The sequence below is a fragment of the Rahnella sp. NRRL B-41462 genome (assembly GCF_003263525.1).
Classification (GTDB): Bacteria; Pseudomonadota; Gammaproteobacteria; order Enterobacterales; family Enterobacteriaceae; genus Rahnella; species Rahnella aceris.
The window spans coordinates 1-25802 of sequence record NZ_JYDF01000040.1 but is presented as its reverse complement, the minus strand read 5'-3'; the positions used below and the strand labels follow the sequence as shown (position 1 = coordinate 25802).

At 52.9% G+C, this 25802-nt stretch carries 20 protein-coding genes; 11 read left to right on the top strand and 9 right to left on the bottom strand.

Translation table 11 applies throughout. The annotated features are described in order from the left end of the window. The first annotated feature begins 95 nt into the window (after positions 1-95). The 4 genes from UC14_RS11120 to dsrB all read left to right on the top strand — a co-directional run bounded on the left by UC14_RS11120 (position 96) and on the right by dsrB (position 2589). Positions 96-434: a hypothetical protein gene (locus tag UC14_RS11120; protein WP_013575244.1), complete on the top strand. Its 339-nt coding sequence runs from the start codon at positions 96-98 to the stop codon at positions 432-434. Positions 435-669: 235 nt separating this feature from the next. Beyond that, complete coding sequence (locus tag UC14_RS11115) at positions 670-1458, top strand: ion transporter (RefSeq protein ID WP_232829668.1); 789 nt, start codon at positions 670-672, stop codon at positions 1456-1458. 298 nt (positions 1459-1756) lie between these two features. Next, positions 1757-1966 (top strand): transcription antiterminator/RNA stability regulator CspE, encoded by a 210-nt coding sequence (gene cspE, locus UC14_RS11110; protein WP_013575246.1) that lies wholly within the window; start codon positions 1757-1759, stop codon positions 1964-1966. 425 nt (positions 1967-2391) lie between these two features. Beyond that, entirely contained in the window at positions 2392-2589 is a 198-nt protein-coding gene (gene dsrB / locus UC14_RS11100; RefSeq protein ID WP_013575248.1) for a protein DsrB, read from the top strand. A 103-nt stretch (positions 2590-2692) separates the two neighbouring features. Here the strand turns inward: dsrB and UC14_RS11095 are convergent, their stop codons facing one another. From UC14_RS11095 to UC14_RS11075, 5 genes are all read right to left on the bottom strand, one after another. Next, positions 2693-4393: a methyl-accepting chemotaxis protein gene (locus tag UC14_RS11095; protein ID WP_112151872.1), complete on the bottom strand. Its 1701-nt coding sequence runs from the start codon at positions 4391-4393 to the stop codon at positions 2693-2695. A 249-nt stretch (positions 4394-4642) separates the two neighbouring features. After that, positions 4643-5257, bottom strand: coding sequence for a transcriptional regulator RcsA (gene rcsA, locus UC14_RS11090; RefSeq protein ID WP_015689856.1), 615 nt, complete (start codon positions 5255-5257; stop codon positions 4643-4645). Positions 5258-5646: 389 nt separating this feature from the next. Further along, on the bottom strand, positions 5647-6837 hold the full coding sequence (locus UC14_RS11085; protein WP_112197696.1) for a glycoside hydrolase family 88 protein: 1191 nt from the start codon (positions 6835-6837) through the stop codon (positions 5647-5649). Further along, entirely contained in the window at positions 6834-8123 is a 1290-nt protein-coding gene (locus tag UC14_RS11080) for an oligosaccharide MFS transporter (RefSeq protein WP_013575252.1), read from the bottom strand. Before UC14_RS11080 ends, UC14_RS11085 begins: the two co-directional genes overlap by 4 nt. Positions 8124-8150: 27 nt before the next feature. Next, on the bottom strand, positions 8151-9989 hold the full coding sequence (locus UC14_RS11075) for a DUF2264 domain-containing protein (RefSeq protein WP_112197695.1): 1839 nt from the start codon (positions 9987-9989) through the stop codon (positions 8151-8153). 260 nt (positions 9990-10249) lie between these two features. Between UC14_RS11075 and UC14_RS11070 the strand changes: the two genes are divergently transcribed. Further along, positions 10250-11101 (top strand): AraC family transcriptional regulator, encoded by an 852-nt coding sequence (locus UC14_RS11070; protein ID WP_112151875.1) that lies wholly within the window; start codon positions 10250-10252, stop codon positions 11099-11101. Here the strand turns inward: UC14_RS11070 and UC14_RS11065 are convergent. Beyond that, positions 11098-12480, bottom strand: a complete 1383-nt coding sequence (locus UC14_RS11065) for a CoA transferase (RefSeq protein ID WP_112197705.1) — start codon at positions 12478-12480, stop codon at positions 11098-11100. The genes UC14_RS11070 and UC14_RS11065 overlap by 4 nt on opposite strands. 418 nt (positions 12481-12898) lie before the next feature. Between UC14_RS11065 and UC14_RS11060 the strand changes: the two genes are divergently transcribed. Further along, positions 12899-14557 carry a glucan biosynthesis protein D gene (locus tag UC14_RS11060; protein ID WP_112197694.1) on the top strand — a complete coding sequence of 553 codons (1659 nt, stop codon included), beginning with the start codon at positions 12899-12901 and terminating at the stop codon, positions 14555-14557. A gap of 283 nt (positions 14558-14840) precedes the next feature. Here the strand turns inward: UC14_RS11060 and UC14_RS11055 are convergent, their stop codons facing one another. Further along, entirely contained in the window at positions 14841-15023 is a 183-nt protein-coding gene (locus UC14_RS11055) for a hypothetical protein (protein ID WP_013575257.1), read from the bottom strand. Positions 15024-15413: 390 nt separating this feature from the next. On the opposite strand from UC14_RS11055, the gene UC14_RS11050 reads away from it, so the two are divergent. Then, positions 15414-16511: a glycerol dehydrogenase gene (locus tag UC14_RS11050; protein ID WP_013575258.1), complete on the top strand. Its 1098-nt coding sequence runs from the start codon at positions 15414-15416 to the stop codon at positions 16509-16511. A 225-nt stretch (positions 16512-16736) separates the two neighbouring features. On the opposite strand, the gene UC14_RS11045 is transcribed toward UC14_RS11050, so the two are convergent. Both UC14_RS11045 and UC14_RS11040 read right to left on the bottom strand, forming a co-directional pair. Further along, the gene (locus tag UC14_RS11045; RefSeq protein WP_112197693.1) at positions 16737-18023 is read right to left on the bottom strand and encodes a DUF445 domain-containing protein; all 1287 of its coding nucleotides are present in this window, start codon (positions 18021-18023) and stop codon (positions 16737-16739) included. Further along, positions 18023-18967 (bottom strand): LysR substrate-binding domain-containing protein, encoded by a 945-nt coding sequence (locus UC14_RS11040; RefSeq protein WP_112197692.1) that lies wholly within the window; start codon positions 18965-18967, stop codon positions 18023-18025. Before UC14_RS11040 ends, UC14_RS11045 begins: the two co-directional genes overlap by 1 nt. A 171-nt stretch (positions 18968-19138) precedes the next feature. On the opposite strand from UC14_RS11040, the gene UC14_RS11035 reads away from it, so the two are divergent. The 4 genes from UC14_RS11035 (at position 19139) to UC14_RS11020 (ending at position 25767) form a co-directional block, all read left to right on the top strand. Continuing rightward, complete coding sequence (locus UC14_RS11035) at positions 19139-20527, top strand: MFS transporter (protein WP_112197691.1); 1389 nt, start codon at positions 19139-19141, stop codon at positions 20525-20527. A gap of 79 nt (positions 20528-20606) precedes the next feature. Continuing rightward, positions 20607-22268 carry a multidrug ABC transporter permease/ATP-binding protein gene (locus tag UC14_RS11030; protein ID WP_112197690.1) on the top strand — a complete coding sequence of 554 codons (1662 nt, stop codon included), beginning with the start codon at positions 20607-20609 and terminating at the stop codon, positions 22266-22268. Between the two features lie 24 nt (positions 22269-22292). Continuing rightward, on the top strand, positions 22293-23108 hold the full coding sequence (locus UC14_RS11025) for a hypothetical protein (protein WP_037034743.1): 816 nt from the start codon (positions 22293-22295) through the stop codon (positions 23106-23108). Between the two features lie 232 nt (positions 23109-23340). Then, entirely contained in the window at positions 23341-25767 is a 2427-nt protein-coding gene (locus UC14_RS11020; protein WP_013575264.1) for a DUF3772 domain-containing protein, read from the top strand. The last annotated feature ends 35 nt before the right edge of the window (positions 25768-25802 follow it).

Genomic DNA, 25802 nt, shown 5'->3' with positions numbered 1-25802 from the left:
ATTGTGGCGAAATTTACTCTTTACACGTTTCTGTGACTTCTCGGCTTGAAAGCGCGGTGGTATCCTGCTGCCTTTCGCCGGGCGAAGGAAAACCAGTGGCTAAGAGTTTTGACGAACTCATCAGAGACATGGATCTGATGATTGAACATGTGGACAGGCTGAAAAACTTGCCACCACGGGTTGCTCAACCAGCGGCCTCTGACAAACCTGCGTACGATTCTTTCGGTGAGATTTTCGCGCTGAAAGCCGTCATGCGGGCTTTTATCTCTTCAGTCGACACTATTGTTAAAGTGCAGATTGCCAAGAAAGTTGAACAGGATATCGGCCATCTGGAGAATACCGTGCGGTCGATTGGCGGCGGCAGTGCAGACGCAGACGACGTCGCGCAAATCACGGCATATGTTCGTCACGCGGTGTCTGAATTAATGGATTAATTCTCCGTGCCGTCAGTCAACGCCGGTCGCACAGTGTATTTCACCAATACCTTGTGCGACGGCGTTTTTTTTGGACTTTTTTGTCCGCAGGCGCGGGCGATGAAAAGCGTCTATTCTTGCCATAATTCCTTTTTGCTGGTGCCGGTTATGTTCTCAGGATTACCGCTTTTTTGCGTCAGCCCGACGCCGCTGTTATGCCCTTTTATTTGAACACCGCACCCGCAGCGGCCGCCGGATGGAAATATTCTGGATCCTGGCGTCACTGCTCAGCGTTCTGCTGCTGTTTATCGAATCCAGTGCATATGACTTGTTTCCGGCGACACCCAATATCATCCCGTTGTTCGGCCTGGTCGAAATGGGGTTTACCGCGCTTTTTACGGTGGAATACGTCTTACGGGTGGTCTGTTCGCCGCGCAAAACCCGTTATCCGGTGAGTTTTTTCGGCATTATCGATCTCTGCACCATTCTGCCCATGTACATCCTGTGGATGCTGCCTTCCTTCGCGGGGGCGGGGAATCTGGAGATCCTCATCCGCCTGCTGAGAATTTTACGTGTGCTGCGGGTACTGAAATTGTTGCGCTACATGAGCGACGCCGGGGTTTTATGGCGCAGCCTGATGCGTGCGAAACGTAAGCTCTGCATCTTCTTTGGCTTTGTCGCCATTATTCTTTGTCTTTTCGGCGGGCTGATGTTTGCTGCCGAAGGCGGCAACGGCGGATTTACGTCGCTGGGCGCGTCTGTTTACTGGGCCGTGGTGACGCTGACGACGGTCGGATACGGGGACATTACACCGCATACTGCACTGGGAAGAATGCTTGCGTCGGTGCTGATCCTGCTGGGGTATTCGATCATTGCCGTGCCGACCGGGATTTTAACGGCTTATATGTCGCAGGAATTGGAAAAAGGGCGTGCTGCCCGTTCTTGTCAGACTTGTCTGCATTCTGGCCATGAAATAGATGCAAAATTTTGCGCACATTGCGGAGCGGTCTTAGCGGCCGGTAAACCACAACCTGTTGAAAAATAGCCTGATAACTGTACATCTATTGAACTGTTCGGTACAAAATTAGACTAATTTCGCGCTTTACCGCAGCATTGCATTAAAAAGAGTTGCTATTAAAGGGCAGTCATGAGTAAATACATACCGGCCTGTGGTACAGACCTATTTATGCACGACATCCTGAGTAAAGTTGTTCCAATTTAAAGCGTTATCCATGATAACCCTGCTCTGACGAATTTCCTTCTTAGTGCCTCCATAAGTAACGACTGAAATCCGGCTATAACATGCCCATGGTGGCGAAATTTATTTTTAAAAGGTAATTCTTATGTCAATGATGAAAGGTCAGGTTAAGTGGTTTAACGAGTCTAAAGGCTTTGGCTTCATCACTCCTGCTGACGGCAGCAAAGATGTGTTCGTACACTTCTCCGCTATCCAGGATCAAGGTTTCAAGACCCTGGCTGAAGGCCAGAACGTACAGTTCACTATCGAGAACGGTGCTAAAGGTCCGTCTGCGGCTAACGTTACCGCTATCTAATCTTACTTTACCGCTGTTTCAGCGATAAAAGTACAGATGACAAAAACCCGCATGCGCGGGTTTTTTTACGTCTGTTGTTTGTCATTAACCCCTTGTCAGTTAACCGTATCGTTGATACGCCGTTTGTCATTTCTGCGAGCGTCTGCTGTTTTATCCGGCGGTCTCTGGCAAAAAGATAAAAAAAAGCCCGCATAACGGCGGGCAAAATATTTCTTATGACATTCATTATGTACTTCCTCGGGGGGTAAGCACACCGCCAGTATAGAGAAAATGAAAGTCAGGATTCTTGCTTCAATTCGTTAAGAAAATGAAAAGGAGTCCCGCAGGGGTATTTTACCGTTTCGCATTATCTTTCCTTTCATGCCATGCCTTTGTGCGGTGGTCTGTACTACAATAATCATAATTGAAAACCATGGGATAACCTGATGAAAGTTAATGATCTTGTGACAGTGAAAACCGACGGCGGGCCGCGCCGCGAAGGTAAAGTATTAGCCGTAGAGGAATTTTACGAAGGCGTCATGTATCTGGTTTCGCTGGAGGAATATCCGGCGGGCATCTGGTTCTTCAATGAAGGCGACACCAAAGACGGCACGTTTGTCGAACCACGTGAAGGTTCTGAATAACGTTTACGCTACATCCGCTACGAATAAAAAAATACCGGGGCAGAAGGTTTGCCACCGGTATTTTTTTATTTATTGCCCGTCAGGAATAACGCTGACGCGACTATCAGAACGTTTCCCAGTTCGGCTCATCGTTCACCCCTTTTGACGAACGGGAAGCCGGGCCGGGCAGGGCGCGGGATGATGCCGGGGACTGTGGCTGCGCACTGCGTGTGTTGCCATCCAGACGGAACACCGCGACAGCCTGTGTCAGGCGCGCGGCCTGTTCTTCCAGTGACGCGGCCGCCGCTGAGGCTTCCTGCACCAGTGAGGCGTTTTGCTGCGTGACACCATCCATTTCCGACACCGCCTGGCTGACCTGACTGATCCCACGACTTTGTTCATCCGATGCGGAAGCGATTTCGCCCATGATGTCCGTCACATGGCTGACCGCGGTGACAATTTCTGACATCGTGTCACCTGCATCGCCCACCAGAATGCTGCCTTCGCCGACGTAATCGACGGATTCTTCAATCAGCGCTTCGATTTCTTTCGCTGCCTGTGCACTTCGTTGTGCCAGGCTGCGCACTTCGCTGGCCACCACCGCAAATCCGCGCCCCTGTTCACCGGCGCGTGCCGCTTCCACGGCGGCATTGAGCGCCAGAATGTTTGTCTGGAAAGCGATGCTGTTGATCACATTGGTGATTTCAGCAATTTTGGTCGAACTGCGGGAAATTTTATCCATGGTACTGACAACCTCCGCCACAATATTCCCGCCTTTTTGCGCTTTATTGGAGGCGTCGGCGGCCAGTTTGCTGGCGTGGTGGGCGTTTTCGGAGTTCTGTTTCACCGTAGCCGTCAGCTGTTCCATGCTGGCAGCCGTTTCTTCCAGTGCCGCCGCCTGTTGTTCAGTTCGCGATGATAAATCGGTATTGCCCGAAGCAATTTCTGTCGACCCCTGATAAATAGACACCGCGCCTTCACGTACGGTCAGCACCGTTGACGCCAGCGAGCGTTGCATTTGATCTACGTTGTTACTCAGTACGCCGATTTCATTCCGGCCATGTGCCCGGGTGGGCTGCGTCAGATCTCCCTCGGCAATTTTCTGAATGCGCATCACCATCCGGTTCAGCGGATGAATAATCACTTTGCGCATGACCAGATAAGTGATGAAGGTCAGGACCAGCGCCAGCAGGAACCCGCCGCCCATCAGGGTATAACCGAGCACGGCATTGCGCTGCGCTTTATCATTGATGGTGTTAGCGGTTTGGGTGCGATAGGCAATCGCCGCCAGCAGCGGGACGTTATTGGCGAGATCCAGGCCACGTACTGTTTCTGCTTCCTGAGAAATCACTTCTTCGAAATGTGCCTGTTTGGCCGATTCCAGCATCGGCGCCATGCCCTGAGTCAGATAGGCGTCGTAGGCTTTTTTCAGCGGTTCATCGAGCGCCCGATCTTTATCGGTTTTATTTGGCCGGTTGATATACATATCAAACGAGGTTTGTGACTGTTTAATGCGGCTGGCAGCGTCCTTCAGGTTTTGGCTAAACACATCCTGATCGCCAATACGCGCGGCTGCAGCGGCCTGAATCAACAGCAAACGTGCGGTACGCAGATGGTTTGAACTGTTGGAAAGCGCCAGACGGATTTGCAGCTCCTGGGTGGCGTTTGCCAGCGCGGCATTACTTTGCTTCAGAAAGAAACCGGAGGTGCCGATGGACACAGCAAAAAGGAAAAGGATCCCGGTAAGAATCAGGCTAATCAGGGTAACAAGGCGAATATTGCTGATAAAGGAGGTTCTGGTCGTTAACTGTGTAGGAGTATCCATTTTATTTTGTTCCGCTCAATTGATCCTGTATACCGCCTGTTCCGGGCGGTCAGTGACAGCGATAAAGGCATTGCCAGCGGGCAAGTCCGGCCTTGACGAAAAAAACGCCATAGGGTGTCATCGGCATTCCGGCGCAGGGATTCAGTTTATATTTGTGGCGGAGATCTCATTTTCAGAGATTAACGACGATTTCTACAGGCCACACCGTTGCGTAGCCTGTAGCAGGAGGCCGAAAAAGAAGGGCGGAGGTTAATTGACGTAGATGCCGTTGGTAAGCTGATCACATAAACGGACGACGTGATAAATAATATGTTTATTCGGTGATTTTATTTTCCTTTTAATATTTCCCTTATAGGAAGACACCGTTTTGGTTTTAATTTGTAATTTATCGGATATTTCAATGGTACCGTTGCCGGACATCCACATCTTGAGCATCGCTGATTCAGAACGGCTGAGCATCACGGGCCGGGTATCGAGCATTCCGCTGCTGGCAGGATCCTGCGACTGCGGCAATAACGGATGATTGATTAACTGCTTAAGGGTATCGGCCTTAATGGATTTCGATGTGATAATCACGTTCTTACGCACAAAAATATACTCTTCAAAATGAATACGCGTACGGGACATAAAAATAAAAAACAGCGTATCAGGGTATTCGGTGATCAGTTCTCCCAGACGCTCTTTATTACCTGAATGAGGCGATATGCAATCCTCGTTAATAAAAACAAGGGAAGGATTCAGTTTGCTGCAACCATTCAGAAGCTGCTCAAAATGGCTGACGTAACTGATGTCTTGTTCACTGGCGAGAAATTGTTGCAATCCGAGACGCGTATACCGGCATGGATCCAAGATTATCGTTTGCATAGTAAGTCCCCATAGGACATCCCTGTTCTGCATAATGATTGGATTCTTTGGTGTCAGCACAAAAGGCACAAACTGCATGCTGACTCTACTTTTTGCATGAAATCTGTCCGGTTGGAAGTGATTTTTTTACCCCGTAAGAGGTAGGAAGGGGTTTGGTAAATTTGGTTTATGTCACAATTTATTTTGTGACTGAACAAAAAAATGACTCGAATTAAGACTATTCTTAATGGATGTAAGGACATAGAAGAAAAGCTAATTGATTATGATGTTACAGTAACACTCTTGAAGACATAACAATATGCTGATAACCCTGCGTATGCTTAAAAACAATTCACGAATGAAAATGGCAGGAAAAGCGGACGCAGTGCGTAAACACTGCGTCACAGAGATTACCAGTAGGACTGCCAGCATTGCGTCACGCGTGTCAGCGCTTCGACATAAAAATAGTCCCCCCAGCTGCAACACTCATCTACGCCTTTACCGCTCGCCATGTGATAGACAGAATGCTTAAGCAAACCGTCACAATCCTCCTGATCGCCGGTAAGATAATTCTCAGTCAGTGAGTCCATCATGCGTAGCGCCATTTCTTCATAGCACGCACGTTTATCATCGGTGGCTGGCAGCGCGGTGGCCAGACTCAGCAGGCCGCAGACTGCAATAGCCGCAGCCGAACTGTCGCGAACGGCATCGGTGCCAAGCAGTGCCAGATCCCAGTGGCAGACATCGTCTTCCGGTAAGCGGTTAAGGAAATAATGCGCAAGACGCCGTGACAGCTCAACCTGATCTGCATCGCCGGTATAACGATAGCTGAGCAGAAAACCGTAGATGCCCCAGGCCTGACCCCGTGACCAGCAGGAGTCATCAGAATATCCCTGATGCGTATTACCAAAACGCGGCTCGCCGGTCACGGTATCCATGTAATAGGTGTGATAGGTCGAGGCGTCCGGGCGGACAATATATTTCGCCGCCTGTTCTGCATGGGCGCGGGCAGCCTCGGCGAAACGCGGTTCACCGGTTTGCTCACTCGCCCAGTACAATAAAGGCAGATTCATATTGCAGTCGATAATCATGCGGCCAGCCTGTTCCGGGTCATTTAAATCGCCCCACGCCTGAATGATTTTCGCCTGGGTATTAAAACGCTCCATCAGCGCTTCAGCTGCGAGGAGTGCAAAACCGCGCGCCTGCCGGTTGCCGGTCAGTTTATACGCGCTGACGCATGAGAGGCTGTAGAGAAAACCGAGGTCATGCGTCGCGGTATCAATGCGGTTGGCGATACGGTTACCAAACGACGTGACCTGTTTTTCTGCCGCCAGCCGGTAACGATCATCGCCGGTCATTTCCCATGCCAGCCATAGCTGACCGGTCCAGAAACTGGTGGTCCACTCCACATTCTCTGTCAGCGGGTAATGGCCGTTTTCGCAGGTTTCCGCCGGGAACTTATTGCCGAACTTCTCCAGATTGCGGGAAATTTTGCTGAGCACCGTCTGGCGCGCGCGCTGCATTTTTTGTGCAAAGGCGATCTTATCCAGCTGATTCAGTTCCACGGGTAACAACGTCTCTTTCGCGATGGTGATAGTCATACCTTCTCCCTTTCCATTCCAATAGTTTCAACTTCAACCTGTTCAGCCGGTACGGGTGTGCCTGAGCGCAGGCTGTGGCAGGCCGATAACGTGAAGGCGGAAATCAGCGTAAAGCACAGTGCGATACCGCCCATAATCAGATAAGTGTGTTCAAAACCGATGCGGTCGTAGAAGTAACCAGCAGGGGGAGCGACCACAATCGAGCCGACATAAATCATGGCCTGATAGCCCAGCAGATACATGGTGGCGTTGACGCGTTTGCTGAAATGCTCGGCGATGTACTTAAACACTGACACCAGCAGCAGCGCGATTTCCAGCCCGTAGAACGGCTTGATAATGGAAATCAGCAGCGGATCGTTGGTCAGCCCGGAGGCAATCAGGCGTAATCCCACCAGTGCACCGACCAGCAGCAGGCTTTTCTTGGCGCCGAAATAATTCACCAGGAAAGGGATCACCATCATCATCAGGAATTCGAGGCCGGACTGCACGGTGCTCAGATAACCGTACCAGGCGTTGCCCTGTTCTTTAGTGTCGAAGAAGGTGACGAAATAACGTGAAAATTGCTGTTCGGCGACAAACATCATCCACGCCACACCGGCGACATAGAGCGAGAACATCCAGAACTTGCGGTTTTTGAGCAGTAAAATCACATCGCTGAACACGATCTTTTGTTGTGAAATCACGTCGTTATCTTTGAGTTCTTCATCACCGATTTTCAGCGACAACAGCACCGCCAGCATGACCAGCGAGGTGGCGCTGCTCAGCCCGAAGTTCCAGGCCGGGGAGAGATTAAACAGCACGCCGGAGAACGACGCGGCCAGCGCCCAGCCCAGCGAACCCCACATGCGGACCTGCCCGAACTCCATGTGATACAGGCGGCTGAAGCGGTCGGCGTAAGATTCGGATGCTGCGACACCGGCGTACCAGCCGAGGCTCAGATACAGCGCACCGACGATAATCCCGAGCATCAGATGGCTGTCCAGCAGGGGCTGATAAACGAAAATAAAGAACGGTGCCATCAGGGCAGAAACCAGCACGACAAAGTACAGCAGAGATTTGCTCATGCCGATTTTGTCCATGATATAGCCGTAAACCGGCTTCATGATCACCGCGAACACGCCGTTAACGGCAAACACGGTACCGATACTGACACTGTCGAGTCCGGCTTTTTGCCCCAGCCATAAGGCATATAGCCCGAAGCTTGAAGACCAGGTGAAGAAATACAGGAATATAAAGCTGCTCATTTTGTAGTAAGCCGTTTTACTGGCTGTTTTTATGGCTTTCATAGTGACTCCTGAAACGGATCCTGAGGATTAACCTAACGTGATGTGCCCGCTGTTACCCTGATATTGCCAGCGCAATTGTTGCCCCTGACGACTGACTTCCGGCCCGGTCAGCGCGCTGATATCACGGGTAGCAGACGCACATACGGCGCATATCAGCCAGTGAGAACCGGCAGGCAGTGACGATTTCAGCACCGGAATGGCGGCGGTTTCGGCGAACATAATGCTGCTGTTGGGCGGGGTGATAACGGCGGAGGCTTCGCGTGGTTCGCTTTCTTCAAGTGCGACAATCCGGCTGACGCCGTTGCGTGCCGTGACTGTCACACCATGTTTTTCTGCCGACAGCTGTGTTTGCGTTGAAGGTTCCTGCATTACCGCGAAACCGCCTTCGGCCGTCTCCAGCGGACGCTGATTCTCGATGTGATGAACGCGCAGATGCCAGTCACCGCAGGGGAGCAGCCAGGTACGCACGGCAACGTCGTGCCACGGCAGCCAGCGGGAGTAAATCATCTCGCCGGTGATCCGTGTCTCTGCACAGTCCCGACGTCCGCGGAAATAACCGTCACTTTCCGAGAACATCAGCATTGAATCGCAACCGGCATGATTCAGCCCGTACCTGCCACGATCTAAAGTGAATCCGAACTGGCTGGAATAGGCGAATTTGGTGTATTTGGCTTCGGTATTCACAAAGTTATTCAGCTCAAGCTGCCCGGATGTCAGCATCACGACATGCTGGCCTTCGGTATCGCGGGTCAGGATCTGACTGGCATGAGGAATACAGTAAGCCGCGGGCAGTGCGGGAAGCGGGGCTTCTTCTGCCTGCCAGAAGGCATCGTCCGGCGGCAATGCCAGCACCAGGAACAGTTTGCATGCCCAGTAAGGTGAACCCGGCGCGTTATAGTCTTCAGCCATCACCAGATTTGGTGTGTGGTAACCAATGCTGAGCACGCCGTCGCGGTCGAAAATCGGCTCTTTTAGCCAGTGACGCAAATGACGCAAAATCAGCCCCTTGATAATACCCGGGCTGAACACCTCCAGTTTGCTGTACGCAGCCGCACTCCAGAACGCCGCTTCGGCAAAACGATAAGCCAGGCTACGTCCGAAAGGCACCGCCGCGCCGCCTGCTGAAAACATCGTAATGAAATCCTGTGCGAAACGTTGTGCGCGTTCACGTAACATGGCCGCACGCGGCGCATCCACATCGGCCATATTCTGTGCATACAGCAGCCCGTAATAATGAAACGCCATCGAAATGTAGTAATCACGCGGCCTGCCGGGACCGTCGGAATACCAGCCATCGCCCAGATAATATTCTTCCATCAGCGCAAATCGGGCCGCCACGGCTTCCTGATCCCAGGGTAATCCGGAGACTTTAAAACCCATCTGCACCATGACCGGGAAGAAATTCCAGTTATTATTCGGGATGGTGGCATCACGTCCCTGATTCAGCCAGTCAGCCAGATTCTGTTGCTCCTGCGCGCTGAAATGCTGCAACAATTGCTTGTTCAGCAGCGTCAGCCCGACGCCAAACGCCGCCATTTCCACACAGCGCTGATCAAAATCACGGATTTTTCCCCAGTATTGCGGATGCTGCGGATCGGTGCCGAAACGAATGGCATTCAGATAAAAAGGCAAATCTTCACATTCACCGCCACCCGCCAGCAGCGGGAATATTCCCCACAACATGCGTGACAGCGCTTCCATTTTGGCAATCTCTTTGCCGTAATGGGTGGTGGAATTGCCCAGACTGATTCCGCTTTTGCCTTCTTCCGTATAAGGCGACACCGCCGCGAGCAATTCTTTCAGCAGATGCTGCACATCATCGCGGGTCTGTAACGGATTATTGATGTTCACTTTTTTCGGCGTCATAAAAACTCTCCCGGTGACGTGAGGGAAGCAGAAAATAAGGGTTTATTAATTTGAAATATTATTTCAATTCTCTGTGCTGCGAGTGAAATATAGAGAACTGAAAATCGCTGATTGTTACGTGCTTCACAGAATGGCGTGATTTTTGAAATTGTGATTACCAAACCACGATTAAAACGGCTTAAATTATAAAAAGCTGACTGAAAATTGTGTTTTGTTGTCCTTGCCGTTAATGGCGTAAAAATGAACTGAGGAAAACAGGAATGCCGGTATCTGATTATCTGGAACGCATTGCCCTTAATGAACGTCAGGTTTCTTTTAACCGGATGAACCGTGGGAGTGCTAATTATTTCCACTGGCATCAGTGTCTGGAGTTACTTTTCGTCAGTCAGGGTTACGGCATTGTCATTGTGGATAATCAGCAATACACGTTGCGCCCGGGACGGTTGTTTGTCTTTCCGCCTTTTAAACTGCACAAAGTGTTTGTCGAATCCGGTGAAAAGAACCTGTATTTGCGCACCACCATTCATCTGGACCACCAGTTGCTGGATGGCTGCCTGCAATCGTTCCCGCAACGCCGGGCACGGTTCGCAAGTTTGTGGGATGCCGACCGCGCGGCACACATTTATGATCTCAGCGAACATGCCAGCCATATAGAAGTCATTCTCGAGCAGTTCAATCAGTTGTCTGAAGCGCAGGCCGATCAGTGGGAAGAAATTACCCTACTGATTTTGCAACTGATGGCCTTTATGCCCGCAGAGGACGCAATGCCGAAAACCATCAGCCGGACAACGGCCTCTAAAGTGATGCAGTGGATTGAAGAAAATTACGTGCAGAAGTTTTCTCTGGCGCAGCTCTCAGCGGCCATCGGGTTGTCAGAAAGTTATATCTCGCGGGTTTTCGGGCAGGAAACCGGGGGCTCCATTCAGGATTACCTTGCCACCCGGCGGGTTAAAAGGGCATGTGAATTACTGCGTTCCACCGACCGTTCGGTCGAAGAAATCGGACTGCAATGCGGATTTACTGACGCGCCGTATTTTATTACCCGTTTTAAAAAGATGATCGGCAAAACGCCGTTGCAGTATCGCAAGGCGGCATTTTCTCTGACGACTTAACGCCAGCTGGCGGGGGCAGAGCCGAGCGGTGAAGCCGGGAAGCGCCAGTGTAATGTCGTATTTTCCAGACGAACAGGAGGAAGCAAACGCCGGGCATTGCCCCAGACCGTACGTTCCTGTTCGGGTAAAAAGTCGGCCGGATCCGCGGATTCAATCAGTGGTTCGCCGCTTTCTGCTAAGGTGCTATTTTCCATCAGTTCGCGGGCAGTACGTGCCAGTGAAAGGCGGCATTCGCTGCCCTGACCGGTTTCCATACGTTGCGCCAAACCCTGCAGCACTGCCGCAGCCATCAGATAGCCGGTAGTGTGATCCAGCGCCTGAACCGGCAGCGGAACAGGCTTGTGACGACCGGAACGCTGCATTCCCTGTTCAGCGATCCCGCAGCTCATTTGCACCAGACTGTCAAACCCGCGCCGTTCGCGCCACGGCCCGCTCCAGCCATAGGCATTCAGGCACACATCCACCAGCCCTGGCGCAATCGCGCGACGCTGTTCACTGCCGTAACCCAGTTTGTGCAGCGCGCCTGCGCGATAGCCATGCACAATCACATCCGCGTCCCGCAGTAATTCTTCGAAACGGTGCCGGTCCTGCGGGTTATGCAGGTTCAGCCGCGCACAGTGTTTACCCAGCGTGACATCCGCTTCCTGACTGGGTTCATCCCAGCCAAAGGGATCAATGCGTAATACATCCGCGCCCAGTCCTGCGAGAAAACGCGTCGCCACCGGCCCGGCGATAATCCGTGTCAGATCGAGTACTTTCACGCCCGCCAGCGGCTGTTGCGGGGATAATTCCCAATGCGGCGGTGCCACTTTAACGGACAACGCATGCTGAAAAAGAGGTTCCGCTATCAGCGATTTTCCCTGAACATGATGCTGCCATTCTTCCGGGCTGAGCATCTGCGCGGCACATCCACCCGCCCGCACCACGGCGTGTTCCAGCGCTGCTTTTTTCCACATCACCACCCGCAGCGCCAGCGCCTCGCGGTTTTCCGCTTTGCCGAGCAGTGTTTCAACTACCTTACGGTGCGCGGGGGCATTGGTATGCAAACGGATCCAGCCGTCCGCCGTGGCGTAATCACCCGCCAGACTGTCCCAGGCTGGCGGTATTTCCCAGCCGTCAGGCCGGATACTGGTTTTACACCACAGCGAGGCCAGACGGCGATCCACGGTTACGGTATCGTGTTTGCCGTTTCTGAGGGCGACCAGTTGCGACACTGCGATTCCTGCCAGCGCAACAGAGGCGGCAATCAGCGGGGTTACCGGATAATAAGAGGGAAGATTTCCGGCACCGCTGACATGGAGCGTGCAGGGGAGTGAAATTTTGCCGGTTAACTGCGCGTATAGCGCACGGGCTTTCTCCTGAATCAGTTCATCGGACATGCTGAAACCTCTTGCAGTAAAACAAAAAATCACAAAGCGATGAGATTTCAGCATAGCAGGGCGGACACAAAGGCGTGCTAACCCGGCGCGGATAACACGCTGAATCATGAGTGATAGTAACCTTCCGGTAACAGAATGTTCCTAAAGTCACCGGGGGGTTACGCACCTCAACAGGGCAGGAATTACGGCTAAAACCGGCGTTTCTGAAAACCGGCTCATCCCCTGTCATACGGGGGATGAGCACTGTCATAAGCGCTAACTTTTTCAAGTGAAATATTAGCTGAATGCATTCAATTTCTTGTACTCGGCTTGTGAATTTTACGTTAGCCTTAGGGTCGAAAATTCTGAATACGCGGGGACTGCGTTTTTGTGACGAAGCCCCCGGATTTTTTTGCCCAGTACAGGAAACGATTCTGGCATGGAACGAAGAGCATTTATTAAAGCATCTATGGCATTCGCCGCCTGGTGTGGTGTGCCGGCTATGTCCACACTGTTCACCCGTTCCGCAGAAGCGGCAGAGGCGAATGTGGCAGACGGCGGCGAATTGCCGTTTGATTTCAACGCGCTGAAAAAAATGGCGAAAGATTTGGCGGACAAGCCCTACGGTGGCGCGCCGCAGCCGTTGCCGAAGACGCTGGCTGAACTCACGCCACAGGCCTACAACGCGATTCAGTATGATCATGCACATTCGCTGTGGAATGGTCTGCCTGACCGTCAGCTTGATGTGGAACTGTTTCACGTCGGCATGGGCTTCAAACGCCGCGTGCGCATGTATTCTGTAGATCCGGTGAAACACATGGCGCGCGAAATCCATTTCCGCCCTGAATTGTTTAACTATCACGATGCCGGTGTGGATACCAAACAACTGGAAGGCTTCTCAAATCTTGGTTTCGCCGGTTTTAAAGTCAATAAAGCCCCTGAACTGACGCGCCGCGACGTGGTTTCCTTCCTCGGTGCCAGCTATTTTCGTGCAGTAGATGATACCTACCAATATGGCCTGTCAGCCCGTGGTGTGGCGGTCGATACCTTTACCGATCAGCCGGAAGAATTCCCTGATTTCACCGCATTCTGGTTTGATACGCCAAAACCTGGCGACACGACTTTTACGGTTTACGCCTTGCTGGACGGCATGAGCATTACCGGCGCGTATAAATTCGTGATCCACTGCGAACCGACCCGTGTGGTGATGGAAATTGAAAACCATCTGCATGCCCGCGAAGATATCAAACAACTGGGCATTTCTCCGATGACCAGCATGTTCAGTTGTGGCACCAGTGAACGTGGCCGTTGCGACACCATCCACCCGCAAGTCCACGATTCTGATCGCCTGGAAATGTGGACCGGTACCGGTGAGTGGATTTGTCGCCCGTTGAACAACCCGCAGCGATTGCAGTTCAACGCCTTCAGCGACAACAGCCCGAAAGGTTTTGGTCTGTTGCAACTTGACCATGAATTCAATAATTATCAGGACGTGATTGGCTGGTACAACAAGCGTCCGAGCCTGTGGGTAGAACCGGTCGGGGACTGGGGGAAGGGCGCCGTCAATCTGATGGAAATCCCGACTACGGGTGAAACCCTGGATAACGTGGTGTGCTTCTGGCAACCGGAAACACCGGTGAAATCCGGTGCTGAATTTAGTTTCAGCTATAAGCTGTACTGGAGTTCCGTACCTCCTCACCGCAGCCCGCTGGCGAATGTGCTGGCGACCCGTACCGGTATGGGCGGTTTCCCGGAAGGGTGGGCGCCGGGTGAGAACTATCCGCAAGTCTGGGCGCGTCGTTTTGCTATCGATTTCATTGGTGGCGAGCTGAAAGCCTTTGCTGATAAAGGGATCGAGCCGGTGATCAACGTCTCGGCGGGTAAAATCAAAAACATCGAAATTTTGTATGTGCAGCCGTTCGACGGTTACCGCATCCTGTTTGACTGGTATCCTGACAGCGATTCAGTCGCGCCGGTCGAGCTGCGTATGTTCCTGCGCAACGGCCAGACTGCGCTGTCTGAAACCTGGCTGTATCAGTATTTCCCGCCAGCGCCGGATAAACGCAAGTACATTGATGACCGTCAGATGACGAAGTAGTCCCCGTCATCCTTCAAACCGCAGGTGCGTTGGCTGCATTCGCTCACCCGAATCACTGACTTTAGTCAGCTCATCGGGATTCGTTCGTTTGCCGCCTTCCTGCAACTTGAATGATTTAGGGGAGTTGTCATTAATAAATACAAAAAGCCCCGACTATTCGGGGCTTTTGCTTTTTTTCTATTTTATTTTTGCAGATGAACCCAATACAGGCACGTGCAAAATACTTCCACGGGTAAAGCAAGGGTAACGCACGACACTTAACTGATGAAGGGCAAGATGGCAATCAAAACGCCTTCACCAACATTCCGTTCTGTGGCTGCTGCTGCGGATTTCGCAGCGCCATGTCGAAAGATTTCTCGATCTCTTTCAACTGTTGTAAAAATTCGTTCGGCGAAAAGTCGTGTGGTTTGCTGCTCATATAGGCAAGCGCCAGTTCTTTGGCGTTATAGCGCTGAAAGTTGTACATGCTGTTCCTTATTAATTTCAGAAATATTAATGGAATGGCTAACAGCGAGCTGGCTAATGACCACTGCTTACGACGTGCTGCCAATGCGATGAATTCTACGGGGTTTACTGATAAGGGAAAGTCGCTTTTATTGATGCATTCAATAGTTAAAAGCTAACAGACTGCGCTTTATCTATCAGCGATGAATCATGCGGATTTTAATAATCATTAAGAGGTATTAAATCGTTCAAATATGAATTACCTCATTATTTTAAACTTCCGCATTAATTGAAGAAATTCTTTGCGAGTCATGCTGTTAATGTGAATTAAAAGGGTTGGGCTTCCTGTCATGCTGCGTTACCCTCGGAGAGTTATTCACTTTCACATTATCAACGAAAAGAGGTTTTTATCATGAGTAAATTTATCTTCTCTTCGCCAAGAAAATACGTTCAGGGCAGCGGTGTACTGGATGAGTTAGGGGATTATCTGCCCGACCTGGGGGGAAAATCATTCCTGATTGCTGATGATGTTGTTTGGGGAATTATCGGTGACCGCGTACAGAAATCATTGAAAAAAGCGGGCGTAGAATTCCACTACGAGCGCTTTAACGGTGAAGCCTCTGCCAGCGAAATCACCCGTCTGGCAGGTATCGCCCGTGATGCGGGAACACAGGTAGTGGTTGGGCTCGGTGGCGGTAAGACGCTCGACACGGTTAAAGCCATTGCAGATGAACTGAAACAAAACGTAGTGATTGTGCCGACCGTGGCCTCTACCGATGCGCCGTGCAGTGCGCTGTCGGTTATCTACACCGATGAAGGCGTTTTCGAATCCTACCGTTTCTACAATAAAAACCCGGATCTGGTGCTGGTGGATACCCATGTTTGCGCACAGGCACCGGTACGCCTGTTCGCCTCCGGTATCGCTGACGGCCTGGCGACCTTTGTTGAAGCGCAGGCGGTATTGCGTTCCCATTCCCAGTCTATGGTAGGCGGCGACCCGACTATCGCCGGGATGGCCATTGCCGAAGCCTGCGAAAAAACGCTGCTGACTTACGGCTACAGTGCTTACACCGCAGTTGAGCAGAAACTGGTGACGCCAGCGGTTGAAGCCGTGGTGGAAGCCAACACATTGCTGTCCGGTCTGGGCTTTGAAAATGCCGGTCTGGCGGGGGCGCATGCCATCCACAATGGTTTTACTGCGATCTCTGGTGATATTCACCACCTGACGCACGGTGAAAAAGTGGCATACGGTACATTGACGCAGATGGTGCTGGAACAACGTCCGGACGAAGAAATCGCGAAATACGTGCGCTTCTACCGCGCCATCAAAATGCCAACCACGCTGAAAGAAATGCATCTGGAAAACGAATCTTTCGCCAATCTGGTGAAAGTGGGCGCGCTGGCAGGCGGCGAGGGCGATACGCTGGGCAATCTGAACCACAACCTGTCCGCCGAAGATGTGGCGAATGCCATTCTGGCGGTGGATGCGTTCAGTAAAACTGTGAAGTAATTATCGGCTTGTGCCTTTGGGAAAAGTGAGGCATGCGGGTGGTAAGGCGAATGCACACGTTAACTCATTCATTTGTCTTTAATACCCCAACCCTCCCCTTCGCAGGAGAGGGCGCCGGTCGGGCTATTCCCGGCCTGGCTTTTTGCTACTCCCCCTGCAGAGGGGGAGTCTGAGAAGAGGTTTTAAGGACCAGAACCGGGGTAAAATACAGGTTGTTCAGGCGCCTTAAATCCGCGCCATCACCCAGGGAATCGCCACCGGCAGTTGTGACAGCAGGTAAAGCACCAGGCCGATAAAGGCACCGACCAGCGTGCCGTTGATGCGGATAAACTGCAAATCCTTACCGATATTCAGTTCTATTTGCCGCGACATATCGCGCGCGTCCCAGCCTTTCACTGTGTCGCTGATGTGGCGGGTCAGGAATTCGGCGAATTCCGGTGCGACTTTCTCTGCAATACTTTCCATCTGCTGATTCAGCGAGAGGCGCAGCTTTTCGTCCTGCGCCAGCGCATTACCCAGCCATTGCCCGGATTCGGTGACTTTGGCGAACACCCGCGAATCCTCGCTTTCTAAATCTTCTTTCAGCCAGTTACGCATATCGCCCCACAACTGCAAAACATACGTATTCAGCTTTTCGTCATCTTTCAGATACTGTTTGATCTCTTCAGCTTTCTGCGCGGTCGCCGGGTCATTTTGCAGCTTCCAGATAAAGCTTTGTACCGAGCGATCGAAGCCTTTGCGGAAAGCGTGGGTTTTATCGTTGCCCATATCGTCGAGCACGGAATTCACGGCATTGGAGACCATATCCGCGCCGTTGCGCCCCAGCCAGCCGGTGGGCAGTAATTTGGCGGTCAGCGGATGTTCGCGTTTCATCCAGCCGACAATCTGCGCGGAGATAAACTGCCGCGTGCTGTCTTTTGCCAGCAGGATTTCCAGCTGATCCATCGCCTGATCCAGCAGTTCCTGATGGCGGCCGTTTTTGGTCAGGCTTTCCAGCAAGGTGGCAATCGACGCCGACAGGTCGATTTTGTCGATCACCCGGTACAGCGCACGGCGGATAAGCTGGGCGATGCGCTGATCGTCAGTGACGTCCAGAAAACCGCGGATCATCTTCACGGCATATTTGGCAAACCGTTGTGCGTTGTCGGGCGCGTTCAGCCAGTCTGTCAGCATCCGCGCCGGGTCATGCTGGCGGATCAGTGTGATAAGTGTGGCGGGCGCGAGGAATTTCTCCTGCACGAACACCGCCAGATTATCGGCAATCTTGTCTTTGTTTTTAGGGATGATCGCCGTATGCGAGGCGACAAACGGCACCGGCACGCGGCGGAACAGTGCCACGACGGCAAACCAGTCAGCCATTGCCCCGACCATCGCGGCCTCGGAAATGGCTTTCAGACCGGACACCCAGAAGTTGGGCGGCAGGAAAAGGGTGATGACAAACAGGGCGGCGGCAACCAGCAGCAACCCCAGCGCGTTACGTTTACTTCGGCGAAGTTCTTGTTCTTTATCCATTACCTCAGTTTAGGAAGCGAGCGGCGGACTGTCAGCTTTTTTCTTGCGATTGCGCCACTTGCCGTGCAGTGCGCGATAACCAGTTGCCGGAACGCCGCCAGCGCGGGTGTTTCTCCGTCCTGACGCCATGCCATATGGATTTCAGCAACGGCGTCGGGATGGCTGAGCGGGCGGAATTCTATGTCGGGAAAGGCCAGCTGGCGGGCACTGTCGGGTACAATCGCCAGCCCGACACCGGCGCGCACCAGCCCGAGAATAGTGTGAGTCTGGCTGCAATGTTGCACGTAATGCGGCACGACGTTGGCCTGTGCAAACAGCCCGGCGATACAGTCGTAAAAGTATTTTCCTTCGCTGGCGGAATACATGATGAAAGGTTGTCCGGCAAAGTCCCGCAGACGGAGGCGTGGTTTGGCGGTCAGCGCGGATGAAGCAGGCAACGCAACGCATAAAGGCTCACGCAGTACGCAATGATAGGCCAGCGGAAATAACGTCACCGGTTGGCGCACAAAGCCGATATCCAGCGTGCGCGCCGCCAGTGCCTGAAGCTGGGCTGACGACACCATTTCCTTCATTACCAGCGTGATTTCCGGCAATTCCTGAGCTGCCAGCGCGATAATCTGCGGGATTTGCCAGTAACCGCTGACCGCCGTGAATCCCAGCATCAGCCGGCCAATTTCGCCTTTCTCGACCCGCTTTACTGTCTCCTGCGCCTGTCCGGTAAATTCGAGGATCAGTTTTGCATCACGTAAAAAAGTTTTGCCGGAGGCGGTCAGGCTGACATGCCGGTTGGTCCGTTCGAGCAAACGCGCGCCCAACGCATGCTCGAGCAACTGGATCTGACGGCTCAGTGGTGGCTGCGTCATAAACAATCTTTTCGCCGCGCGGCCGAAATGTAATTCCTCCGCGACCGCCACAAAACAACGCAACTGGTTTAATTCAATCATTCAATTTCTGACTTGTTCCATTGTCTTTTTAACTTAGACCGTATCGTCAAATGTTTCTACTCTGTTAATTAATTTGAATTTTTTAGATCTAAAAAGCGTGGCCGAAACACGAAAAACTGTGCATCCGGTCACAAAAAGCAGGGAAAGCAGTCATCAGTCTGGAGAGAAAACATGACGTCCCCTACAGATGTGTCAGATAACGCAAAACCGGTTATCCGCGAAGCGGCGGCAGAGGCGGCGAAACCGGGGCATTTTCGTTACGTGGTTCTCGGGATGATTTTTGCCATCACGGTGATTAACTACGCCGACCGAGCCACGCTGTCGATTGCCGGTACCGAAGTCTCGCGGGTGCTGAACCTCGATCCGGTGATGCTCGGGATGGTTTTTTCGGCGTTCGCCTGGGCGTATATGATCGGGCAAATTCCCGGTGGCTGGTTGCTGGATAAATTCGGCGCAAGGCGTGTTTACGGTTGCAGTCTGGTGCTGTGGTCGGTTTTCACCATGCTGCAGGGCACGGTCGGCTGGTTCGGCGTCAGCGGGATTTCGGCGGCAATCATGCTGTTTTTCCTGCGCTTTATGCTCGGACTGGTGGAGTCTCCGGCGTTTCCGGCGAATGCGCGCATCGTCGCCTGCTGGTTCCCGACCCATGAACGCGGCACCGCCACTTCACTGTTTAATTCCGCACAATACATGGCGATTGGCGTGTTTACGCCAATTATGGCCTGGCTGACTCATGCGCTCGGCTGGGAACATGTATTCCTGTGGATGGGCGGCGTCGGGCTGATCGCCGGGATTTTATGGTTCGCCTTTTATAAAGAACCGCACAGCAGCCCGCACATTAAACCTGCTGAACTCGAACATATCCGCGCCAACGGTGCGCTGGTGGATCTCGAACTCAACCGCCGCGCGTCACGCCAGAAATTCACCCTGCGTGAAGTGATGCAACTGTTCCAGAGCCGCACGCTGTGGGGCATTTATATCGGTCAGTATTGCATTACCTCGATGAGTTACTTCTTTATGACCTGGTTCCCGATTTACCTGATCAAAGGGCGGGGGATGACGGTCATGGAAGCCGGATGGGTGGTGGCGTTACCGGCCATCTGCGGTTTTACAGGCGGTGTGCTCGGTGGCGTGATGTCCGATTACATGATCCGCCGCGGGGTCAGCCCGTCGAAAGCGCGTAAAACACCGTTTGTGCTGGGTATGTTCTTCGCCGCGATGCTGGCCATGGCGAACTTTGTTTCCACTGATGCGGCGGTGATTGCACTGATGACGCTGGCGTTCTTTGGCAAAGGTTTATCGGCCATCGGCTGGGCAGTGATGTCAGATACCGCGCCGGAGAAAATGATCGGCCTGAGCGGCGGGGTGTTTAACTGTCTGGGTAACGTTGCGGGGATTATTACGCCCGTAGTGATCGGTTATATCGTCGCGGCAACCGGCTCCTTTAACCTCGCGCTGTGGTTTGTCGGCGCACACGGTTTGCTCGGCATGTTTGGCTATCTGGTGGTCGCCGGTAAGTTCGAGCGCATGGTGATCCGCCAGGATACGCGGGTAAAATGAGAATTGTTCTTGATATGACAATGCGTGTCATTAAACTGCGTGCAGCATCATTTACCTGCATTCAGAATGAGAAAAATTCATGGAGTTGTTACGTGTTGTCTTTAAGCAATACCGCTGGCCGTTTTTAGGGGTGATGGCGCTGAGCCTGCTCAGCGCCGTTCTGGGCATCGGGCTGATCGCGTTTATCAATCTGAAACTGATTGAAACCACCCAAGGCTCGCTGATGGTTCTTCCGCAATTCCTCGGATTACTTCTGTTGCTGATGGCGGTCACGTTAGGCTCTCAGCTGGCGCTGACCGTGCTCGGTCATCACTTCATTTACCGTCTGCGCGGCCAGTTCATTAAACGTATTCTCGATACCGATATCGAACGCATCGAGCAAATCGGTAATGCGCAACTGCTTGCCAGCCTGGGCAGCGACATCCGTAACATCACACTGGCGTTTGTGCGCCTGCCGGAGCTGGTGCAGGGGATTATCCTGACCCTTGGCTGTGCGGGATATCTGGCCTGGCTGTCACCGGAAATGCTGCTGGTGACGGTCATCTGGCTGTTGATCACTATTTTCGGCGGTTTCAAACTGGTGTCGCATGTTTACCGTCATCTGGCGAAAGTGCGTGATGCGGAAGACAAACTGCAAACCGATTATCAGAAAGTGATCGAGGGGCGCAAAGAGCTGGCGCTGAACCGCGAGCGTGCGCGCCATCTGTTTGATGATGTGTACCGTAAAGATGCCGAAGAATATCGTCATCACATCATCCGCGCCGACACCTTCCACCTGAGCGCCGTGAACTGGTCGAATATCATGATGCTGGGCGCGATTGGCCTGGTGTTCTTCATGGCGAATACGCTCGGCTGGTCGGATACCGACGTTGCCGCTACTTATTCCCTGACGCTGTTGTTCCTGCGCACGCCCATGTTACAGGCTGTGGGTGCGCTGCCGACGCTGCTCAGCGCGCAGGTGGCTTTTGGCAAACTGAAAGCATTGAAACTGGCGGAATATAACGCAGCCTTTACCCCCGCCATTGTCGCGAAAAAGTGGCAAATCCTTGAACTGCGCGACCTGACCTTCAGTTACCCAGGCAAAGAAGAGGACGCTGGTTTTGGCGTCGGCCCGCTGAACCTGACGATCACCCGTGGCGAGCTGGTATTTTTGATTGGCGGCAACGGCAGCGGAAAATCGACAATGGCGATGTTGCTGACCGGCCTGTATCAGCCGCGTTCCGGGCAAATCCTGCTCGACGGCGTGCCGGTCACCGCCGAAAACGCCGAACAATACCGGCAGATTTTCTCGGCGGTGTTCACCGACTTCCACCTGTTTGGTCAGCTCATGGGTCCGCAAGGCGAGATGCCGGACCCGCTGCTGGTGGAAGACTGGCTGCAACGCCTGAAAATGAAAGAAAAACTCCAGTTCAACGGCAATGAAGTGACCAATCTGCAACTGTCTGCCGGACAGCGTAAACGGGTGGCGCTGTTGCTGGCCGCTGCTGAAGGGCGTGATTTCCTGCTGCTCGACGAATGGGCGGCCGATCAGGATCCCCAGTTCCGCCGTACCTTCTACCGCGAGCTGTTGCCACAATTGCGTGATATGGGTAAAACCGTGCTGGCAATCAGCCATGATGATCACTATTTTGAACACGCCGATCGTCTGCTGGAAATGCGACAGGGCAAATTGCACGAACTGCACGGGCAGGCGCGTATTGACGCCAGCCGCGATGCGGTCGCACAGATTGGAAGTCACTAAATTGTTTACTGAAGGCAAAGGAAAATGAACTGGAATGAAGTGATGGTGTGGGGCATCAGCGGTGCGGTCATTGGCTCGCTGATCGGGGCATTACACAAAAAAGGCAAAATTGGCCGGGTACCTGCGGTGATCTTATTTCTGGTGTTGATCATCGGCGGTAACCTGCTGTGGGGTGGCGTCATCAAACCGCGTCTTGCCGGTAACAGTGAAGAGCAGAAAATCGATCAGGCGCTGGCCGAATTGCCGCTGTACAACACCATCAGAATGCAGGAACCGGCACTGTATGCGCAGATCCGCAGCAATATCCTGAATATGAAGAAAGAGGGTAAACCGCAGCAGGAAGCCATTGATACCGTCAAACCGATGGTGTCACTGTTACTCTCGCAACGCATCAGCCACGCACCCGACGCCAATGTGAACCAGGCGATGCAGGTAAATCTGGAAGAAATGCAGACGCTGCAGGCACGCAAAGACGGCAGTTGCTTTAAATTCCTTTATCCGCAGGTCAGCGGCGGCGTGAATACCGCGCAGGTGCTGCCGCCGGAACTGTTCCGCAAAGATCTCGACACCATGAATGATTTACTGCTGGCGACCGGCAGCGGGCAAACGGTTATGCCCGCCCCTGTGAGCACGGAAAAAGTGGTGCAGATGATGGTGCCGGTGCGTGAAGCCCTGGCCAGTATGTATGGAGAACAGTTGCAGATGTTTAATGACCTGACCAAACCGGATGTCGATCGCGAAAAAGTGTGTGAAATTTCCATCAGCCTGTACTCCGGCATTCTGGCGCTCCAGCCTGCGGAGTCTGCGGCTATACTTCGCCAGATGCTCGGTCAGCACTAACCGTCATCCCTCAGGCTGCCTCTGCGTTAGCTTCGTTCGCAAACCCCGGTCATATACTTATGTATGCTGCCGGGGATTTGCTCAGTCGCTGCCCTGATGCACCCCGAATGATTTAGGGTTATGCACCGCAGCCTGAGAAGCAGAAAATCCCTACTCCTTTTGGCACGAGAAAGCGTATCCTTAGCCGGATTTTTCAAACAATAATTTCCCGAACTCCCGGAATCATCCTTCTATGCAAAAAATGTTAAGAGTGCCGTTGTTGCTGGCATTGTTGTCATGTCTGCTGATAACGCCGGTGCTGAGTCAGGCTGACGAAAGTACAGGCCAGCCTGCCACGGCGGAACAACCGGTTAAAGTGAACGTCACGACCGCGTTACCGGCATTACAAAAGCGTCTGGATCAGCTGAAACAGCAGGTCTCTTCGGCGAAAACCGACAAGAAATTTACCGGCCTGACTGATGCTGCGCAGAAACTGGCCGAAGATGCCGACAAGCTGACGGGTGCGCTGACGCCGGATCTGGCGCAGGTGCAGGCACAGCTCGACGTGTTGGGTCCGGCGCCTGCACCGGGCACGATCACGGAAACGCCGCAAGTGATCAGCCAGCGTAATAAGCTCAACAACAGCAAAACGCTGCTGACCACGCAAATCGAGCAGACCAAAGCCATCTCCCTTGGCGCGCAAAACCTGTCTTCGCAAATCGCCGGATTACGTCGTGATGCACTGAAAACCCAGATTGCGCTCAATACCGGCAGCATTCTCGGAGGGAATTTCTGGGCACCGCTTATTACGCCAAACGATGATGATGCGGCGCGTTTTGATGACTTCGGTTCGCAGGTTAAAGACGCGTGGATGCAGGCGTGGAGCGAGGAATGGCGCATCGGCACCGCGATTTATCTGTTACTGGCGCTGGTGATTGGCCTGGCCGGTCGCCGCGTGCTGGACAGACCGATGAACTGGATCCTGCCGCGCTGGTTGCCGCAGGGGCGTTTCCGTCGCAGTTTTCTGGCCTGTTTTACTACGCTGAGCACCACCCTGACGCTTGGCATCAGCGTTCAGTTGCTCGGGTATATTTTCACCCGTCTGCCGGATACCTCGCCGTGGGTGACGGAATTTGCCGGACAACTGGTTGAACTGACCTATTTCTCTGCCGTGATCGCCGGTCTGGGGATTGCATTACTTTCCAATAACCATCCGTCGTGGCGTCTGCCGGGCATAGCCGATCCGCTGGCAAAAACACTGGCATCATTCCCGGTTCTGCTGGCGGGCTTTATTTTCCTGTTCGGTATCATCGAACAGCTGAATAACCTGGTCGGTGCCAGCGTCTCAGCAACGTTATTTGGCAACGGACTGGCGGCGTTACTCGTGGCGCTCAACTGCCTGATCGCGCCAGTGCGTATCAACCGTATGCGTCGCAAGATGAAGGCCGAAGGGGAACAGACCGAAGCACGTTCCACGCTGGCCGGGCTTATCCATCTGGTGATAAGCCTGACGGCGTTTGTCATCCTGATGGCGCTGCTGATTGGTTATATTCCGCTGGCGCGTTTTGTGACCTTCGAACTGCTGTGGATCGGGCTGGTAGTCAGTTGCCTGTATCTGCTGATCCACTTTGTCGTGGACCTGTGTGAGAGTCTGTTTGCGCCGACCACGCACAGCGGCAAAATCCTCAAAAGTACGCTGAGCGTCAATGACCGTCACCTGTCACTGGCTGCCACGTTATTCTCGGCAATCGGTAAAACCGGACTGCTGCTGATGGCCGCCGTCGCGCTGCTTAACGGTACTTTCGGCACGACGACGCCGCTGGAGTTGCTGGCAAAAATCGTCGATATCTGGGGCGGTAAAGGTCTCGAAAGCATGAACATCATTCCGGCGCACGCGGTCAACGCGGTGCTGTGTCTGGTGGTCGGCTGGTATATTTTGCGTTCCGCACGCAGGTGGCTGGATAACGATTTCCTGCCAAAAACCATGATGGATCGCGGTATGCGTGCCTCGCTGGTGACGCTGTTCACCAACGTCGGCTACGTGCTGATCATCCTGCTGACGCTGTCTTCGCTGGGCATCGAATGGAACAAACTGGCGTGGATCGTCAGTGCCTTGTCGGTCGGTATCGGTTTTGGTTTGCAGGAGATTGTGAAGAACTTCATCTCCGGTCTGATCCTGCTGACCGAACGGCCGGTGAAAGTGGGGGATTTGATCAGCATCAGCGGTGTGGAAGGGGATATCCGCCGTATCAATGTCCGTGCAACTGAAATTCAGCTAAGCGATAAATCCACCGTGATTGTGCCGAACTCACAATTGATTTCGCAGAACGTGCGTAACGCCACCATGGGTAACGCGCAGGGCGTGGCGACTATCACGTTGACCTTCCCGCTGGATATCGACCCGGAACAGGTTAAGACATTGCTGCTGGAAGCCTACAACTTGCACGAATCCATTCTGGAAAACCCACCGGCTTCGGTCAGCTTTAAAGAACTGGGACCGACCGGGATTGTGCTGAGTGTGACAGGTTTTGTGAACAGCCCGCGCATGGTCAGCGGTACGCGCAGTGATTTGCTTTACGAAATCCTGAAAATGCTGCGGGCCGCAGGGATCAGTCTGAGTCAGACGCAGACGATGATTCTGGAGAAACCGGCAGAGAGGATCGTTCCGGTTGAGGAGTAAAATCCAAAGCATGATCCGGTCGACTCCCTCCCCTG